Source organism: Pelosinus sp. IPA-1 (assembly GCF_030269905.1).
Classification (GTDB): Bacteria; Bacillota; Negativicutes; order DSM-13327; family DSM-13327; genus Pelosinus.
The window spans coordinates 372,018-390,371 of the sequence record NZ_BSVC01000003.1; the positions used below are offsets into that span (position 1 = coordinate 372,018).

The window sequence follows — 18,354 nt, forward strand, 5'->3', positions numbered from 1 at the left end:
AATCAATGGGAGGGATAATATATGGACATTACGCTGAGTGAAATTCAAGAGACGATGGAGTGGTTATCTTCGATCAGTGATGATAAAGGACCGGGGACAACACGGCTTCTATACTCGGCAAGCTGGCTACAGGCCCAGAAAGAGCTCGAAGCGCGCTTTGAAGCACTGGGGATGAAGTGTCACTTCGATGCTGTAGGCAACTTGTACGGCACCTTGGAAGGAACCGAGATGCCGGAGAAGACAATTGCTACCGGGTCTCACGTTGACACGGTCGCAAGAGGAGGAAAACTGGATGGACAACTGGGGATTTTCGGAGGATACCTTGCCGTAAAGAATTTGCTTGAAACATTCGGGAGACCTAAGAAGAGCATCCAGATTATTTCGATGGCTGAGGAAGAAGGCTCTAGGTTCCCTTATGTTTTCTGGGGCAGCAAGAACATTTTCGGTCTGGCAAAAAAAGAGGACGTTGAGACAATTAAAGATGCCAACGGAATCGGTTTTGCCCAGGCCATGCACAATTGCGGTTTCGACTTTGCCACGGCCAGCAAGGACAGAAAGGATATTGAGGCTTTTATTGAACTACACATCGAACAAGGTAATTTCCTTGAAGAAGAGAATTTCACGGTTGGTGTGGTGAATTCGATAGTGGGGCAGAAGCGCTATAATATTACACTCAAAGGCGAAGCAAACCATGCTGGCACCACCCTCATGCGTTTCCGCAAAGATACGGTTGAATGTATGGCCCGTATCGTGATCCATGCCATTGATAAAGCGAAGGCGGCAGGCGATCCGCTGGTTATCACTTTTGGTAAAGTCGTGCCAAAGCCCAATACGGTCAACGTTGTTCCAGGAGAAACCTTGTTTACAATGGATTGCCGTCATACTGATGCAAAATTCCTGCAGGAATTTACAACCGGTCTTGAGGCTGATATGAAGGAGATTGCTGGCAGTAAGGGTATTGTGATTGAATTTGACAACTGGATGAACGAGACGCCCGTATTGATGGATAAAAACGTCGTTGATATTATTGAGCGTGTCTGCAAAGATAACAAGATGAATTACAAAGTTATGCACAGCGGTGCTGGTCATGACTCTCAGATTTTTGCGCCCCGGGTTCCCACAGGAATGATTTTTGTCCCGAGTATCAAGGGGATTAGTCATAATCCGGCGGAAGATACGAAAGTCGAGGATCTTCGTGAGGGAATCAAAGCGCTGGCATATACGCTCTACGAACTTGCTTATTAATACAAATAAGAAAGGATGTTTATTATGAACACACAGGCATTAACAAAATCGTATCCAGAGAACTATTGGAAACGCCTCGTATTCACGTTCTGTATGGGGTGGACCATCATCTGGATTTACAGAGCGATGCTGTCTCCAATTTACCCTGAGATTCAAAGCACAATCGGACCTCAAACGAATGCTGCCATGGGCCTTATTGCGTCATGTTATTTCTTTGGCTATACGGCGCTCCAAATTCCATCAGGTTTCTTAGTCGATAAATTTGGTCAGAAGAAAGTTCTGATTCCTGGATTTATCATCTTTGCCGCCGGTGTTTTCAGTATCGCCTCTGCGACGTCGATTACCGCGATTTATATAGGCGCTGTGCTGGCCGGTGTTGGTTGCGGCACCTATTATGGTTCAGCTTACTCTCTGACATCACAACATGTACCCGCAGAAAAGAAAGGTTTGCAAACTGCTATCGTTAACAGTGGCTCTGCACTGGGTATGATTCTCGGTATGACCGGCTCAAGCTACTTTGTTAAAACAATGGGTTTGCCATGGCAGACAATGGTTGTCGTTTCGGGCTGTCTGCTGGTCTTCCTGGTTCTCTGGTTTATCTTTGTAATTGTTGAGCCAAGCAAAGTTGCTCCAGTTCCCGAGGTTTCTGCTAACAGAAAAGGTGAGGCAACAACTGAAGTTGTTGCGAAATCCAAAGATTCCATATTCCGTCTTTCATTAGTAAGTTGTTACTTCATGTATTTCACAACCTGCTATGCGTATTATTTGATCGTCACCTGGCTGCCAAAATTCCTTGAAGCTGAGCGCGGCATTAAAGGCGGCATGATTGGACTTATGGTATCCATGATAGCTGTTACGGCTGTCCCTGGGGCCTTGTATTTCGCCAGAATGTCTGACAAAAAGCGTGACAAGAAAGCCGATATCGTCGTTTTTCTTTCAATTGCTTCATTTATCCTGATTGCAATTTCCATGTTCGTACCAGACACCACCAGTCTTGTCATCGTCTTGCTCCTTTATGGATTCTTGGGTAAAATGGCCGTTGACCCTGTTTTGATTTCCTATGTGTCCGACCAAGCTGACAAGAAAACCATGGCTACAACACTTGGTACCTTCAATTTCTTCGGTATGTCTTCTTCTGTCGTGGCTCCGGCCCTTACAGGCTATGTCATGGATAAGACAGGTTCAGGTGTTTGGGGCTTCTACCTGGGAGCCATCCTCTTGATTATTGGTGCAATTTTCTTCTATGTAGCAAATAAGATAAACAAAAAGGGTTTAGATAAGGAGATTAGTCATGAGCTATCTTAATAATGTTGTCGGATACAGAAAAGATCTTTTAAGTAATCGATCCGTAGTCAAGAAAAACAACTATGCACTGTTTGACCCCGATGGTTTGGTCAAAAATGTCATTCCTGGTTTTGAGAATTGTGATATCACAATTCTCGGTTCCCCCAAACTAGGTGCTAGTTTTGTCGATTATATCGTTACCATATACGCGGATGGCAAGAACGAACTTGGCTTCGGTGCAGAGGGTGTTGAAACGCTGTTTTACTTGCTGGATGGCAGCCTGGTCGTCAAAGCTGGGGAGCAATCTTATCCCTTGCAGAAGGGTGGATTTGTGTACTGCCCCCCTGGAACAAAGCTTTATTTTCACAACGAAAGCGGCGAAGTGGCCAAGGCGTTCATGTATAAGCGTGTTTACATGCGTTTGGAAGGCTTTGAACCGTATGTTGTTACAGGCAATACGGAATCTATGGAATGGACAATTTACGAAGGCATGGAAGATGTTCTGATTAAAGATTTTTTGCCAAAAGATCTAGCCTTTGATTGTAATTTTCATATCCTCAGCTTCAAACCCGGTGCTTCCCATGGTTATATTGAGACACATGTTCAGGAACACGGTGCTTACTGCCTGAGTGGACAGGGTATGTATAATCTGGATAATGAATGGATTCCTGTTCAAAAGGGCGACTACATTTTTATGAGCGCATATTCTCTGCAGGCCTGCTACGCTGTGGGTCGCGGCGAAGACTTCGCCTATGTCTATTCCAAAGATTGTAACCGTGATGTGACTCTCTAATTAGGAAGTAAAGAGGAGAAATGAAATGAACAAACAGTTAGTTATCGCTTTAGGAGGGAATGCGCTGGGCAATACTCCTGATGAACAGAAACAAGCCGTCCTGACTGCTGCTAGTCACATTGTGAACCTTGTCAAAGATGGCTATAAAATCGTTATTGTCCATGGTAACGGACCGCAAGTTGGAATGATTAATCTGGCCTTTGAACTCGCATACAAGCAAAATTCAAATGTCTCCGCCATGCCATTTGCCGAATGCTCAGCCATGAGCCAGGGATATATCGGATTTCATTTGCAAAATGCCCTGCAAAATACGTTCATGGAGCAAGGAATGACGACACATGTATCAACAGCCATCACCCAGGTCATTGTTGATCAGCATGATCCGGCTTTCCAGCACCCAACCAAACCTGTTGGCCTATTTTACTCGGAAGAGGAAGCTAATGAGATCGGACAGGAGAGAGGTTACACCTTTGTCGAGGACTCAGGAAGAGGCTTTAGGCGCGTGGTTCCTTCACCCGAGCCAGTTGATATCAAGGAAAAAGGGACGATCCGCTGCCTTATGGAAAACGGAGACGTCGTTATTGCCTGTGGAGGAGGGGGGATTCCCGTATGTCGCGAAGAAGGTATGCTTCACAGTGTTGACGCAGTGATCGACAAAGATAAAGCAGCAGCCAAGCTGGCAGATGTTATCAATGCGGACACATTCGTTGTCCTGACGGCGGTGCCCCGTGTTGCCATCAATTTTGGCACACCCGACCAAAAATGGTTGGAGCGTATCACCGTTGACGAAGCCAATCGATATATTGGAGAAGGACACTTTGCCCCAGGGTCTATGCTGCCAAAAGTCGAGGCGGCTATCAAGTTCGTTAAATCCGGACTAGGCCGGGAAGCCATCATTACATCTTTGGAGAATGCGTATAAAGCGGTCACCGAAGATAATGGTACGATAATCTGTTCTGAATGAATCGAGCAGGAAAGGTGATTCAAATGTAGAATCACCTAACGATACAATCATGTAAATATGTAATCAACTGCTAAAGTGATTGTGAAAGTCAATCGCTTTAGCAGTTGTGTTATCAAAGGAGATTGAATGAGATGTATAAAGAATTGAATACTTCAGTGTGTACACTAATGACGCCAGGTCCCGTTGAAGTTGAACCAAGAGTGCTCAGAGCCATGTGTACTTCCATATTGGGGCAGTTTGACCCTGAGTTTACCGAGCTTATGAATCAAACAATGGAAATGCTTAGAACTGTTTTTCAGACTAAGAACCATTGGGCTTTTCCTATTGATGGTACTTCAAGGGCTGGTATCGAAGCCGTTCTCTGTAGCATTATTGAACCTGGAGACCGGGTGTTAATTCCGATTTATGGCCGCTTCGGTCATTTGCTTACGGAAATCGCCGAGAGGTATGGCGCTGATGTTGCCAATATTGAAACAGATTGGGGACAGGTCTTTGATCCTCAAGTGGTGATTCAAGAAATACGGAAAGTTAAACCGAAAATTGTGGCCATGGTCCATGGAGAAACTTCAACGGGGTGCATGCAACCATTAAAAGAAATTGGTGAAGCGTGCCGTGAATTAGATATTTTATTCGTAGTTGATGCAGTTGCCACAATTGGCGGAACAGCCGTAAAGGTTGATGAATGGAAAATTGATGCTGCCATTGGTGGTACCCAAAAGTGCTTATCTGTTCCATCTGGCATGGCACCAATTACTTTTAATTCGCGGGTGGAGGCTGTATTATTACAGCGTAAGAAAATTGAAAGAGGTTTAACAGATGCGAGTGAACCGCAAAACCAGCAAGCAAGGTTAATCCGTAGCAACTATTTTGACCTTAGTCAACTTATGGATTACTGGAGTCCGGTTCGTCTAAATCATCACACGGAAGCGACTTCCATGTTGTATGCTCTGCGTGAAGGATTGCGAATTGTATTAGAGGAAGGGCTTGAAGCGAGATTCGTTAGGCATAAATTACATGAAAAGGCACTGGTTCAAGGTATTCAGGCTATGGGACTGAAGATTTATGGTGATCCAAATTGCAAGCTTCCTGTAGTGACATCAATCACTATACCAGATGGAATCGATGGTGAATCAGTTCGTCGTATGTTACTGCAAGATTTTCAAATTGAAATTGCTAGCTCCTTTGGTCCTTTGAAAGGTAAAATTTGGAGAATTGGTTCTATGGGCTACAGTTGCAGAAAGAAAAATATTCTTCATGTATTAGGAGCATTAGAGGCTGTACTAATTCGTCACAAAGTAAAGGTATGTGCTGGAGACGCGGTTCAAGCCGCCTTAGATATCTATCAAAAAGAAGAATAATCATACAATAGCATTGCCACAGGATGTAATTATTAGGATGAATCAATGCCTTAAATAACAATCGTTATTTAAAATCATTTTATGAGGAGGTTTCTTGTGTATAAAATTATTGTTAAGCAGCAAATAGCGCCTAGTGTCCAACTTTATGAAGTAGAGGCACCACTCATTGCTAAAAAGGCTAAACCAGGACAATTTGTTATTTTGCGTATCAATGAAGATGGAGAGCGTATTCCGCTAACAATTGCTGACTTTAATCGAGAAAAAGGCACCATTACACTGATTTTCCAAGAAGTAGGCGCATCTACGGTAGAATTGGGCCTTCTAAATGAAGGTGATTTTCTATTAGATTTAGTGGGCCCTCTTGGTAAAGCAACACATATCGAAAAAATAGGTACTGTTGTATGTGTAGGTGGCGGTATCGGCATTGCACCTGTATATCCCATTGCTCGTGGCATGAAGGAAGCAGGCAATGAAGTGATTTCGATTATTGGCGCTCGCTCAGAAGATATACTGATTTATGAGCAAGAGATGGCGGCAATCAGTGATGAACTCATTATCACCACAGATGATGGTTCAAAAGGGTTAAAAGCCTTAGTCACCCAGCCTCTAAAGGAACTCTTAGATTCTGATAAAACCATAAGCCTCGTTGTGGCAATTGGACCTGTTATTATGATGAAATTTGTTGCCGAAACCACACGTCCCTACGGCGTTCCTACAGTGGTAAGTCTTAACCCGATCATGGTAGATGGAACAGGCATGTGCGGAGGTTGCCGTGTATCTGTTGGTAATGAAAATAAATTTGCTTGTGTGGATGGTCCAGAATTTGATGGGCACAAAGTAGATTTTGACATATTAATGGCTCGCCAGCGGATGTATAAACCACATGAAAAACAACATAGCGAGCATGTAGCTGGTAAGGGAGGATGCAAATGTCACTCTCACTAAAAAGACATCCAATGCCTGAGCAGGACCCCAAGGTACGGGCTAAAAATTTCGCAGAAGTAACCCTTGGTTATACAGAGGAGTTGGCCCAGTCTGAAGCAGAGCGTTGCTTACAGTGTAAAACAGCACCTTGTCGTAAGGGCTGTCCGGTAGAAATTGATATTCCTGCTTTTATTAAGCACATAAAAGAAGGGAATATGGATGCCTCCATTGCTAAAATAAAAGAAGCCAACGGTCTGCCCGCAGTATGCGGCAGAGTATGCCCTCAAGAAGAACAGTGTGAAAAATATTGCGTATTGGCAAAAAAAGGTGAATCCGTTGCCATTGGTCGGCTAGAACGCTATGTTGCAGACTATGTACGAGGCAAAGGAGAAGCTATTACGTCATTGGAGTATGCCACTGATGCTCAAAAAGTAGCGATTATCGGTTCTGGGCCAGCTGGACTGAGTGCTGCGGGTGATTTGGCAAAAATGGGCTATAAAGTCACTGTGTTTGAAGCTCTGCACTTACCTGGGGGCGTATTAATGTATGGTATTCCAGAATTTCGTCTGCCGAAAGATGAAGTGGTTCAGGCAGAAATCAATAATTTACGCAAACTTGGCGTGGAAGTGGTTGTAAATGCTGTGATTGGCAGTACTTTTACCGTAGATGAACTGCTGGAAGAAGAAGGATTTGATGCCGTATTTATTGGCACCGGAGCTGGTCTTCCCTACTTCATGGATGTACCTGGTGAAAACCTGAATGGGGTATATTCCGCCAATGAATTCTTGACTCGTTGTAACTTGATGAAAGCCTATCGTTTTCCTCAAAGCGGTACACCTATTCATGTTGGGAAGCGCGTAGCGGTAGTCGGTGGCGGTAATGTAGCAATGGATGGTGCTAGAACAGCCCTGCGCTTGGGTGCGGAGCATGTTTCTATTGTATATCGTCGTTCGGAAAAAGAGCTACCAGCTAGACTGGAAGAAATTCACCATGCCAAAGAAGAAGGCATTGATTTTCAATTGTTGACGGCTCCCACAGCTGTACTGGGTAATAAAGAAGGCTGGGTAACTGGTCTACAATGTGTTCGTATGGAACTTGGTGAACCAGATGCCTCTGGACGCCGTCGTCCCATCGAAGTACCAAATTCTGAGTTTGTACTGGATGTAGATACTATAATTATCGCGATTGGTCAAGGTCCAAATCCATTGGTGCAATCTACGACGAAGGGACTAGAAACCAATCGAAAAGGTAATATTAATGCTGATGCAGAAACTGGGGCTACTAGTAAACCAGGTGTATTTGCTGGTGGTGATATTGTGACAGGTGCAGCGACTGTTATCCTAGCCATGGGGGCGGGGAAAAAGGCGGCGGTGGCGATTGATAAGTATTTACAAGAGAAAAAGAATAAATAGCATTACCAACGCATACATTACAATCTGAATAGCTATATAAAAGGGGCTGTGGAAATTTCAAAGCATATTATCCACAGTCCCTTTTATTAACTTATTTAACCTGCATTTTAAGTGATTGATTTTCACACGGTTTGCCGTCTACCTACCTTGTTCGGATATAAAAAAACCTTCTCCTTATTATAAAAATAAGGAGAAGGTTTTTTACGGAATCAGAAAATATCACACTTTCTTGATTCCAAGTAAGAACGACTAAGGCTTCTGCCTGCGTCCGGGGACTTGGCACAAGCCAAGTCTTTTCTTATTTGGTACGCTCATTCGATGTAAAATAATTTTCGGCAAACTGTAACCATAAACGCGCCGCGTGGGACATGAAGCGTCCTTTTTTCCAGATAATTGACATGTTGTGTATAATCTGAGGCTGTATTAATGGTACGGAGACAATGCGAGTCGAGTCTAATTCCTTGCACACCTCACTGGGTAAGAAGGCAATTCCCAAATTAGCGGCCACGATTTGTGTCATAAGCTCACGTTGAGAGGTTTCAAAAATAACATTAGGGGAGAAACCTACATTTTTGCACTGATTGATGATTTCATCATGTAGGCTAAAATCTTCACTGTATAATACAAAGGATTCGTTAGATAATGATGCCAGCTCGATAGAGGGTAACTGGCTTATGGGATTCTGAGAGGAGACAATAACAAAAAGGGGATCCTTGGTAAAGGAAAGGGAATCAACATACTGATTATCTGGCTCAATGCAGATTACGCCAATATCTAACGTACCATCCTGAATCGCGAGTGCGACCTTTTTTGATCCATATTCAGATAGACTAATTTCGATTTGCGGGTACTTCTTTTTAAATTCTCCCAACAATTCAGCAAATATGGTAGAGCTAGTAATTGGAGGGAGACCGATGAAGATCTTGCCTTTTTCCATTTTAATTTTATTTTCAAATTCAGTAGTGAGATTTTGGAACATGACCACCACTTGTTGTGCTTGATCTAAAAAGATCATGCCCGCATCTGTTAACTGCACATATTTGGAGGTCCGATTAAATAAGGAAGTTCCCAGTTCAGTTTCCAAATCTTTTATCATCTTGCTAATTGCTGATTGGGACACATGAGTAATACTAGCAGCTTTACTAAAACTTTTTTGACGAGCCACTTCAACAAAATATTCTAAATGTCGAATATCCATAGTAAACACCCCCAAATACAGTTTACTATCTATTTTAGTCATAGTAAAGATTACGATTATATATTTTACTTATAAAGAGATTCGATTTAAAATGAAGACAGAGAAAAAAGAGAGAGTAAGACGCTTTAAATATAGATTAAAGGGGATGTTTTTTATGATTAACCAACAGGCATATCAGAACAGTTTTTTAGGAGGAATGAATATTATGGAAAATAATAAAACAAAAGTAGAAAGTTCAAACGTTAAGAAATCCACATATGTAGATATTACACAAACTAAGGAATTTTGGTCTAAACTAGCAGTAATCAGCTAATAATGAAAAAAATTAATACTTGTGAAAAAGCTTGATAAACACCCGTAAGAAGCTTTTTTATAAGGAAAAGCTCTACATTCTATAAAAATGGAATGTAGAGCTTTTTGCTTTTTCTACTAGAGCATTTGTTTTGCATCTGTTACAGTAATTTCTAATACTGCGCGGATCCATGAAAATTTTTCTTTCATACGATCAAAATCCTCGCCAGATTTAACGAAACGCGTAGTGCCTGTCACAATAAAACCGGTTCCTTTTCCTCTGTAACCTTCGATCTCCCTACTGGCAATCGAAAGAATAACATTGTTTTGGTTGCTAAGATTTTTTTCTGTTTTGTTAAAACCAGAAGCTGGGATTAAGAATTTGTCAGCAGGAGTAACCATTATATAACTATTCCAAGTATTAACCAAATGAGGACCATCCTCACCGTTAGTTACAATACTGACAGCTCCATCGGAGGGATGAGCAAGTATGTCCAATAATTTTTCGTTAAGCATAATTATAATACATCCTTTCCATTTGAATTAGTTACCAGCTTTACTTTGCCATTGTTTAGCACAATTATTGTGCCCTCATGACAGAGTACAATGCACAAGTTGAATCTAAAGCAGACAATCACTGTGAAATATATCGGATAGTCCATATTATAAAATAAAACTACCCCTGCTGATAGGTGTAATTTTAAAATAAAATATGGGGTCAGTTTTCAATTTGTACTGCTTTCTATAACCTTGACACTAGGTCTTAGCGTCTATATAATGGCGGTAATTAAGATGGATTTTAATAAATGGGTTAGGTGAGAGTAATGATTATATTAAATAGTAAAGGTCGCCAAACGCTTCACGATAAAATCTATAATCAAATTAAAAATAAAATATTATCAGGAGAATTACCTCCAACTACGAAGCTTTTATCGATTAAAAATTTAGCGATTGAATTATCTGTAAGCCGTAATACAGTAGACTATGCCTATCAACAGTTATTTGCTGAAGGGTATATACATAGCAAGCCTAGAAGCGGATATTATGTCTCATTCATTGACCCAGAATTCCTTCCATCTCACTGTCAAACAGGTGCACCCCCAGGACAAATTTTGAAAGATGGGAAATCATACTCCTTTGATTTTCATCCTGCTAATATTTCACCAGAAAGTTTTCCAGTTAACTTATGGCGGAAACTGTATATAGATAGTTTAAAAGAAAATCCTAAACAACTTGCGTCCTATAGCAATCGGCAAGGGGATACCGCATTGCGCTATGAGCTCCAAAAATATCTGGCCCGTTCTCGCGGTGTATCATGTAGCCTAGAGCAAATTGTCCTTTGCTCTGGGTTACATGATAGTCTTTCGATTCTAGCACCAATTTTGAAGGAAAATCATTCCCAATTTGCCATTGAAGATCCTGGTCATTTCATTCCAAAGACGGTTTTTCGAAATCATTCCTTTTCTATATCTCCCGTCCCATTAAATTCGGATGGTCTTGCTATAGATTCTTTATATAAGACCAAGAGCACTGTTATATATGTAACTCCTTCTCACCAGTTTCCATTAGGATACATTATGCCAGTAGCAAATAGGCTAAAGTTAATTGATTGGGCGAAAAACGTTGGGGGAGTCATTATTGAAGATGATTATGATAGTGAACTACGATATTACGGCAAACCAATTCCTGCGTTGCAAGGCCTGCATCCAGAAGAGAACATAGTATATGTAGGTACTTTTTCTAAAGTGCTATCTCCGACGCTTCGCGTAAGTTACATGGTATTACCCTATCAATTGCTTACGATATATAATAAGTTATTTGGTGATGATTATTCTACGACGGTTTCTTTATTAGATCAACGAACACTAAGTAAGCTTATGGAGCAGGGATACTGGGAACGGCATTTGCGTAAGATGCGGACCGTTTATAAAAAAAAGCATGATGCAATCATTCAATCGATTCATCAGCACTTTGGATCTCAAGCCAATATAATTGGGCAGGGAGCTGGGCTCCATGTTGTCTTAGAACTAGTTGATAATTCTCTTACTGAAGAGGAGCTGATTCATCGCGCTAAGGAAAGAGGGGTCAGAATACACCCGATTTCTAGTACCTATTTACATAAGAGTAGTAACAACCCTCAGATAATACTTGGGTTTGGTAGCATGAGTAGTAATGAAATTGATCAAGGAATTGAGTTGTTGTATAAGGCTTGGTACCTCGAATAATAAATGAATAAAGACACTAGTGAGGTAAGTATTTTTATTGATGTAACCCGATGTGGAATTTCCTTTTGAGAATGCCTCATTGGGTTTTTGTTCAAAATGGGTCTTAGTTTGAATTAGCACTAAACGGGTGAGTAGATTGATGTACTATCAAAAAACAGAATTTTATTAATAATGTAATTATTTTACTCGGATCGAAGAGGATATAGCTCGAAATGTGTAGAAGATTGTTTATGATTTAAAGGAGTAGGAGGAGACACTAATGCAACTTAAAAAAATTTCTACGGTCTTTCCACACATGAATTCAGGCCATAAAGAATATGAATTTTTTAAAGTTCTAGACTCCGTACCGGTTCCAATATTTATTAAAGATAAGACTGGTGTATTTACTAATTGTAACAAGGCCTATGAAAAGTTTATCGGCCTTAAAAGAGATAAGATCATAGGCAAATCAGTATACGAATTAGCACCAAAGAGTCTAGCAGATATTTACCATGCAAAAGATCAGGAGCTATTTGCACAAGGCAATGTGCAAATATATGAGAATACGGTTACAGCGAAAAATGGGAATCGTTATGTAATATTTCATAAATCTATTTACCGAAATGTAGCAGGTCAAGTTAATGGCTTAGTTGGAGCAATTATTGACATCACTGAGCAGAAAAAGGCAGAAAAATCATTGCGAATAAGCGAGGAAAAAAATAAAGCAGTCATTGAAGCGATACCCGATATTATGGCGGTTGTAACACCAGAATATAAAATAGTAGAATTTAAAAAAGCGAGGGAATTCGATCATACTGGAGACGTCAAAACCTTTATAGGAAAGACGGTAAGTGAGGTGCTACCTGAGGAGGCTGCTACAATTTTTATGGGGAATATTTCATTATCTTTTCAAACGAAGAAAGTTACTGTATTTGAATATCAGATAGTACATAAGCAAGAGGTAAGGTATAGGGAAGCACGTGGTATTGTAATTTCTGATGAAAATGCACTGATTATGATTCGTGATATTACAGAAAAGAAAATCGCGGAAGAAGAGATTCATAAACTATCTCGTGTTGTTGAACAAAGTCCTGGAGAAATTATAATTACAGATATAAATGATAGGATTGTGTATGTTAATTCTAAGTTTAGTCAAAATTCTGGATATACACTTGATGAAGTAATAGGCCGTGATATTAGTTTTCTAATGTCCGGAATACATACAGAGGAATTCTACAATGACATACGAAAGGCAATATCATCAGGTAATGAATGGCGTGGTGAGATTTGCAGTAAGCGAAAAAGTGGAGAACTTTATTGGTCTTTAGTATCGTTATCACCAGTAAAGAAATTAGATGGAAAGGCTACTTATTATTTGGCGATTGCTCAAGATATAACCGAGAAGAAATTAATGGACGAAGTCCTTCAACGGCGAAATACGGAAATTAAGGAAGCGTTGGATAGTTTGGAGCAAACCCAGCTACAGTTGGTTGAACATGAAAAATTGGCTGGAATTGGGCAATTGGCAGCAGGTGTAGCTCATGAAATTAATAACCCATTAGGATTTGTCCTAAGTAATTTTGATTGTTTAAAACAATACTTAATTAAAATTACTGAGGTATTCAAAAAATATAGGGAATTGAAAAATGGGGCATTGGAATCCGAAATTAATAGTTTAAGGGAGATCGCTGAACAGCTTATTGTCCTTGAAAAAAAGAACAAAATCGATTATATTTTTAGAGACCTTGAACCAGTTATTCAAGAATCAGACGAAGGGCTGAAAAGGTTAAGCGATATAGTAAAGGCTTTAAAATTATTCTCAAGGGTAGATAGAGGTAGTGAATTTGAAAATTATGATTTAAATACAGGGATAAAGAACACGTTAATTATTGCAAGAAATGAGATTAAATATGTTGCGGAGATTCAAATTGATTTAGGAGAATTACCTGAACTACAAGCTTCATCGGGACAAATTAATCAAGTTCTATTGAATATGATCATCAATGCAGCTTATGCGATTAAGGAAAAGAAAATGGACAAGCTGGGAATGGTTAAGATTACTAGTTATCATGATAATCAATTTGCCTACTGCTCGATTCAGGATAATGGTATTGGAATGTCAGAAGAAATTTCAAAAAATATTTTTAATGCATTTTATACTACGAAGCCTATTGGTGAAGGAACAGGGCTTGGGCTTAGTATTTCCTATGATATTATTGTTAATAAACACCATGGTGGTATTTCTGTTATCAGTGAAAAAGGAGTTGGAACGACATTTACGATTAAGCTACCTTTACATTGCTGGCAATAAAAATGACAATGAATAAAAAATAGCAAGGTTATAGTAAAAGTAGTTGACTACTACGCCACTTGATGAGGATGCGAATTTGAGATGACTGTAACAATGAAAAATACCTGAAATTAAAGAACTATTTTAGGTATTTATGAAAGGAATATATATATGAGAAAAAGTACTATTTTATTTGTAGATGATGAAGTAAATAGTCTAAACTCGATTCGAAGAGCACTCATTAATGAGAATTTTATATCGTTATTTGCCAATAATGCACAAGAAGCTTTGGAAATGATGGAGAAAAATGACGTAAGCGTTCTTGTTACCGACATGCAAATGCCAGGAATGGATGGATTGGCCTTACTAAAAGAAACAAAGCTGAATTATCCAGATGTCATTAGAATGGTTATATCTGGTTATACCCAATTATCCAAAGTGCTTACTACTGTTAATCAGGGTGATATATTTAGGTTTATAGCGAAACCATGGGACAAGGAAAAGGATTTATTACCTGTACTTTGGCAAGCCATTGAGTACTATAACTTGCGTCAGGACAAGAAAAGGCTGAAATTATCGCTTCAAGAAAGAAACTCTGCTTATCAAAAAATGCTACGAACGATGGAAAAGCAATTTTCTAGCCAAAAAGGCGATACCATGAATATAAAAAACATATTATTTACGGTAATGAATTATTTAGAAAATGAAATTGTTAACGCAGATAATAAGATAAAGGGAGAATGCTCTTCCAATTTTCTACTACAAATTCAGGTGATCAAAGAAATAGTCGTAGATTACTTGAATACAATTCCAGTGACATTAGAAGTGTTTTCGCTAGAAGAGATCATAGAATACTTACGTAAGTATCTAGCAGATAAAAGTGGAAGGGTACAGTGCAAATTGGAAGTGACTTCTCCAAATCTAAAGTGTTGTGGTAATTATAAATTACTAGCAATGATCTTACTATCCATATTTAAATTAATTCATCATTCAGGTACAGATCGAAACTTTAGTTGTATAACCTCATCCGAAAGTTATGAAGGTTTTATACGAGTAAAGAATATCTTTGAAATAGGATATGTAGATGGAGGGAGTGTATTAATTGACGCAGCTCAGTTATTAACACATACCAAATTAGATAATTATTGTACGCTTTTAACACAAATTGGAAAAGACTATAATATTTCTGTAACATATACGTATATAAACCAAAATTTATCAATTATCACAGTTACTTCTGATTTCTCCCACGTTAATTAAAAAGAAAAATATTAATTAGAGGAGCGGTCTCTTTTGGTAAGATGTGCTAATCTTACTGTTGACTTTTATAGCAATCCAACATATAATAAAAACAAAAAGTAATTGTCAATGACAATTAAATTGAAAGGGAATTATGAGTTATATATTAACAGATGCAGTTAGCTTTTTATTAAGCCGAATACAAGCAAGAATGAAAAATATATTTCTAAAGAAATTAAAAGAATATGGTATTACCCCTGAACAATGGGTTTTACTTGCAAAACTTTCAGAGCAAGAAGGAATTTCACCAACAGAATTGTCGCTAATATCACTTAGAGACAAACCTTACACTACGCGACTTATTGATAAATTGGCGGAAAATAAGCTGATTATTAAGGAAGAAAGCCAGCATGATAAGCGTTCTTCACTAATTTACCTGACAAAGCAAGGTGCAAAAATAAAAGAGGAAATCGTTCCTATAGCGGATGAAATTAATGAATGGCTAGTTGAAACTATGGATGAAGCAGAGATTAAACAATTAAAAATCTTGTTGCAAAAAATGTATGATAATATGCAAGCCCATAGTTAGGAAAGCTTTTGATGAAACAGCAAATTTTAGCTGAACCTATTCGGCTAATTATTTTTTACCAAACTAGTTGTCAATGACAAATAAATGGAGATGCTTTGAGTGAGGTGATGAAATATGAAGAACTGGAAAGGATGAGTTTTAGTATTAAAAAATAAATGAGCATCAAGAAGTAGGTTATTGGTACTATGTTTCACATAAATTAAGAGGACGAGGTGAAAGAAAATGAATTTTTTAAGAAAGTATTGGCAGGATATGGGTGGAGTCGTAGCCATAGTTGTATGTGTTGGTCTATTAATGAATCAGCAAAATATGCAAGAGATAAGACTAATTTTATGGATGAGCTTTGTTGCAATCCTAGTTCATCAATTTGAAGAATATCGCTGGCCAGGATATTTTCCGGGGATTTTTAACATCGTAATATTGAAAAGTTCGCTTCCAGACAGATATCCTTTAAATAGTCAATCGGCTATGGTCATTAATGTGTTAATTGCTTATGTTTTTTATCTTGTTCCTGTTTTTTTTACAGATCAGATATGGTTGGGGCTTGCACCAATCTTCATGGGATTTTTTCAATTCTTCTGGCACGGAATTTTCGCCAATATAAAAGCAAAGTCTATTTATAATCCCGGCTTGTTCGCAGTTCTGTTTCTCCATATTCCTATTGGATGCTGGTACATCAATTATATTGTTTCCCACGGCTTAGCAACTCAGATGGATTGGGTTTTAGGAAGTATCTATTTTGTTATTGCCACCTATATTTTGATCGTTAAGGGTAACATGTGGATGAAAAATGAGAAAACGAAATTTAGCTTCAATAAGAAACAATTAGGACCATATAGCCCCCAATAATTATACGCTCACTAATCCATTTTATTTAGTAGTTAGATTTTTTACAAAAGGTCCTGTAGAGTAGAAATACTTTGCAGGATTTTTGTAATTAACTATATAGTGCTAGGAGAGTATTGAAGATAGCTAAAGTAGCAAAAATAAATGCTAGACTTCTAATGAACAGATAGTGGAACATTACACATTTTGTTGTAATAAGTAGAATTATAACAATGTATTATAAATACTGTATAATTTTGTCTAAAGATATGATATAATTATACTCAAGGCAAAGACGCTGTTTTCTTATTAGAGGAAATTCAGCGTTTTTTTCGTTTTAATTTAGTAAAAAGGGGAGGGAAAAGGTTTACTTTTTTTAGAAATAAGACGATATATGAATGTTATGTAATTTTTTATAAAAAGGAGATGTTGTTATGATTATTGCTATTGGCATTATTATGGTTCTTATTACAGTTTACTTTTTACTCAAGCGTTATGATGCGCGTTTGGTATTATTAGCTTCCGGTATTATTATGGCTTGTTTGGCGGGTACGCCGATGGCTCCCTTGGATGCTTTTGCTAAAGAAATGACCAATAGTGGGCTGATTCAGGCGGTTTGTTCCGTTATGGGTTTTGCAATGGTAATGAAGTATACAGAATGTGATAAACATTTAATTAATTTTATGGCAAATGGTCTTTCTAAAGTTCGTCCACTTTTGATCCCAGGTGTTGTTTTGGCTACCTATGCAGTCAATGTAGCACTACCAAGTGCTGCGGGAACGGCGGCAGCAGCGGGTGCGATTTTTGTACCGTTGATGATGTCGGCAGGCGTACACCCTGCTATGGCGGGAGCGGCGGTAAAATGCGGTACATACGGTAGTATGCTGAATCCAGGCTTGGCACATAACCCCTTTGTAGCCAAAATTGCTGGTGTGGACGTTATGGAAGTTATCGGATTTCATTTTAAAGCCAATATTGCGTCTTTGATTACAGCAACAATTTTGATTACATTAATTGCTTATTATAGAAATGAGCACAAAGGGTATAAAGCTGAGGGTTTCGAAGTCGAGGAATCTTTTAAGGTAAAACTTCTATATGCGTTGATGCCGATTTTTCCTATTGTAATTTTAATTTTAGGTGCAACGGCAATCGTCCCAGCATTTAAGATGGATGTTCCGCAAGCCATGATCATTGGTTCGTTGGTTGCACTGCTCATTACGAGAAAAAATCCCGTAAAATTGAGCAATTCATTCTTCGATGGTATGGGGAAAGCATATGGTGAAATTATTGGTATCATTATTGCTGCAGGTGTATTTGTTTCCGGCTTGACAGCAATGGGACTTGTAAAAGCTTTTACAGACTCAATGTTAAATAATCCTGCAATTGTTAAAATTTGTGCAGCTGTCGGTCCTTTTATTTTGGGATTGGTTGTTGGTTCCGGCGATGCGGCAACCTTTGCATTTAATCAAGCGGTTACACCACATGCCGCAGATTTTGGTATGTCCGTAGTCCAAATGGGCAGCATGGCAACACTCGGCGGCACACTAGGACGCACAATGTCACCGATCGCTGGTGCTACAATTATCATAGCTGGTATTGCTGGTGTAAATCCAATGGAAATCGCAAAACGCAATGGCTTGCCAATGGTGGGTGCTATGATTGTTGGTATGTTATTTTTGTTAGCGTAAATTTTATAGTATAAAAATAAAAAAATATAGATAGTATAAAGACCAGCATT

16 protein-coding genes are annotated in these 18,354 nt (G+C 39.0%); 14 read left to right on the forward strand and 2 right to left on the reverse strand.

Annotated elements, in window-relative coordinates; all coding sequences use genetic code 11:
- The first annotated feature begins 21 nt into the window (after positions 1 to 21).
- The 7 genes from allC to gltA all read left to right on the forward strand — a co-directional run bounded on the left by allC (position 22) and on the right by gltA (position 7,980).
- Positions 22 to 1,245: an allantoate deiminase gene (gene allC, locus QSJ81_RS08470; RefSeq protein ID WP_285716977.1), complete on the forward strand. Its 1,224-nt coding sequence runs from the start codon at positions 22 to 24 to the stop codon at positions 1,243 to 1,245.
- A gap of 24 nt (positions 1,246 to 1,269) precedes the next feature.
- Positions 1,270 to 2,550: an MFS transporter gene (locus QSJ81_RS08475; protein WP_285716978.1), complete on the forward strand. Its 1,281-nt coding sequence runs from the start codon at positions 1,270 to 1,272 to the stop codon at positions 2,548 to 2,550.
- Complete coding sequence (gene allE / locus QSJ81_RS08480; RefSeq protein ID WP_285716979.1) at positions 2,537 to 3,322, forward strand: (S)-ureidoglycine aminohydrolase; 786 nt, start codon at positions 2,537 to 2,539, stop codon at positions 3,320 to 3,322. The genes QSJ81_RS08475 and allE overlap by 14 nt, the downstream gene beginning before the upstream one ends.
- 25 nt (positions 3,323 to 3,347) lie before the next feature.
- Positions 3,348 to 4,286 carry a carbamate kinase gene (arcC, locus tag QSJ81_RS08485; RefSeq protein ID WP_285716980.1) on the forward strand — a complete coding sequence of 313 codons (939 nt, stop codon included), beginning with the start codon at positions 3,348 to 3,350 and terminating at the stop codon, positions 4,284 to 4,286.
- A gap of 131 nt (positions 4,287 to 4,417) precedes the next feature.
- A complete protein-coding gene (locus QSJ81_RS08490) occupies positions 4,418 to 5,644 on the forward strand; it encodes a pyridoxal-phosphate-dependent aminotransferase family protein (protein WP_285716981.1) in 1,227 nt (408 codons plus the stop codon).
- A gap of 96 nt (positions 5,645 to 5,740) precedes the next feature.
- Complete coding sequence (locus QSJ81_RS08495; RefSeq protein WP_038666966.1) at positions 5,741 to 6,589, forward strand: sulfide/dihydroorotate dehydrogenase-like FAD/NAD-binding protein; 849 nt, start codon at positions 5,741 to 5,743, stop codon at positions 6,587 to 6,589.
- A complete protein-coding gene (gltA, locus tag QSJ81_RS08500; protein WP_285716982.1) occupies positions 6,574 to 7,980 on the forward strand; it encodes an NADPH-dependent glutamate synthase in 1,407 nt (468 codons plus the stop codon). Before QSJ81_RS08495 ends, gltA begins: the two co-directional genes overlap by 16 nt.
- Positions 7,981 to 8,278: 298 nt before the next feature.
- On the opposite strand, the gene QSJ81_RS08505 is transcribed toward gltA, so the two are convergent.
- Entirely contained in the window at positions 8,279 to 9,178 is a 900-nt protein-coding gene (locus QSJ81_RS08505) for a LysR family transcriptional regulator (protein WP_285716983.1), read from the reverse strand.
- Positions 9,179 to 9,332: 154 nt separating this feature from the next.
- Between QSJ81_RS08505 and QSJ81_RS08510 the strand changes: the two genes are divergently transcribed.
- Positions 9,333 to 9,491 carry a hypothetical protein gene (locus QSJ81_RS08510; RefSeq protein WP_285716984.1) on the forward strand — a complete coding sequence of 53 codons (159 nt, stop codon included), beginning with the start codon at positions 9,333 to 9,335 and terminating at the stop codon, positions 9,489 to 9,491.
- A gap of 116 nt (positions 9,492 to 9,607) precedes the next feature.
- On the opposite strand, the gene QSJ81_RS08515 is transcribed toward QSJ81_RS08510, so the two are convergent.
- Positions 9,608 to 9,985: a pyridoxamine 5'-phosphate oxidase family protein gene (locus tag QSJ81_RS08515; protein ID WP_285716985.1), complete on the reverse strand. Its 378-nt coding sequence runs from the start codon at positions 9,983 to 9,985 to the stop codon at positions 9,608 to 9,610.
- A 308-nt stretch (positions 9,986 to 10,293) separates the two neighbouring features.
- Here QSJ81_RS08515 and pdxR point away from each other — a divergent pair, with 308 nt between their 5' ends.
- The 6 genes from pdxR to dcuC all read left to right on the forward strand — a co-directional run bounded on the left by pdxR (position 10,294) and on the right by dcuC (position 18,304).
- Complete coding sequence (gene pdxR, locus QSJ81_RS08520; RefSeq protein WP_285716986.1) at positions 10,294 to 11,694, forward strand: MocR-like pyridoxine biosynthesis transcription factor PdxR; 1,401 nt, start codon at positions 10,294 to 10,296, stop codon at positions 11,692 to 11,694.
- 259 nt (positions 11,695 to 11,953) lie between these two features.
- Positions 11,954 to 13,984, forward strand: coding sequence for a PAS domain-containing sensor histidine kinase (locus QSJ81_RS08525; protein WP_285716987.1), 2,031 nt, complete (start codon positions 11,954 to 11,956; stop codon positions 13,982 to 13,984).
- A 150-nt stretch (positions 13,985 to 14,134) separates the two neighbouring features.
- The gene (locus QSJ81_RS08530) at positions 14,135 to 15,223 is read left to right on the forward strand and encodes a response regulator (protein ID WP_285716988.1); all 1,089 of its coding nucleotides are present in this window, start codon (positions 14,135 to 14,137) and stop codon (positions 15,221 to 15,223) included.
- 133 nt (positions 15,224 to 15,356) lie between these two features.
- Positions 15,357 to 15,791, forward strand: coding sequence for a MarR family winged helix-turn-helix transcriptional regulator (locus QSJ81_RS08535; protein WP_285716989.1), 435 nt, complete (start codon positions 15,357 to 15,359; stop codon positions 15,789 to 15,791).
- A 222-nt stretch (positions 15,792 to 16,013) separates the two neighbouring features.
- Positions 16,014 to 16,640 (forward strand): HXXEE domain-containing protein, encoded by a 627-nt coding sequence (locus tag QSJ81_RS08540; RefSeq protein WP_285716990.1) that lies wholly within the window; start codon positions 16,014 to 16,016, stop codon positions 16,638 to 16,640.
- A gap of 410 nt (positions 16,641 to 17,050) precedes the next feature.
- Positions 17,051 to 18,304 (forward strand): C4-dicarboxylate transporter DcuC, encoded by a 1,254-nt coding sequence (gene dcuC, locus QSJ81_RS08545; RefSeq protein WP_285716991.1) that lies wholly within the window; start codon positions 17,051 to 17,053, stop codon positions 18,302 to 18,304.
- Positions 18,305 to 18,354: the final 50 nt, after the last annotated feature.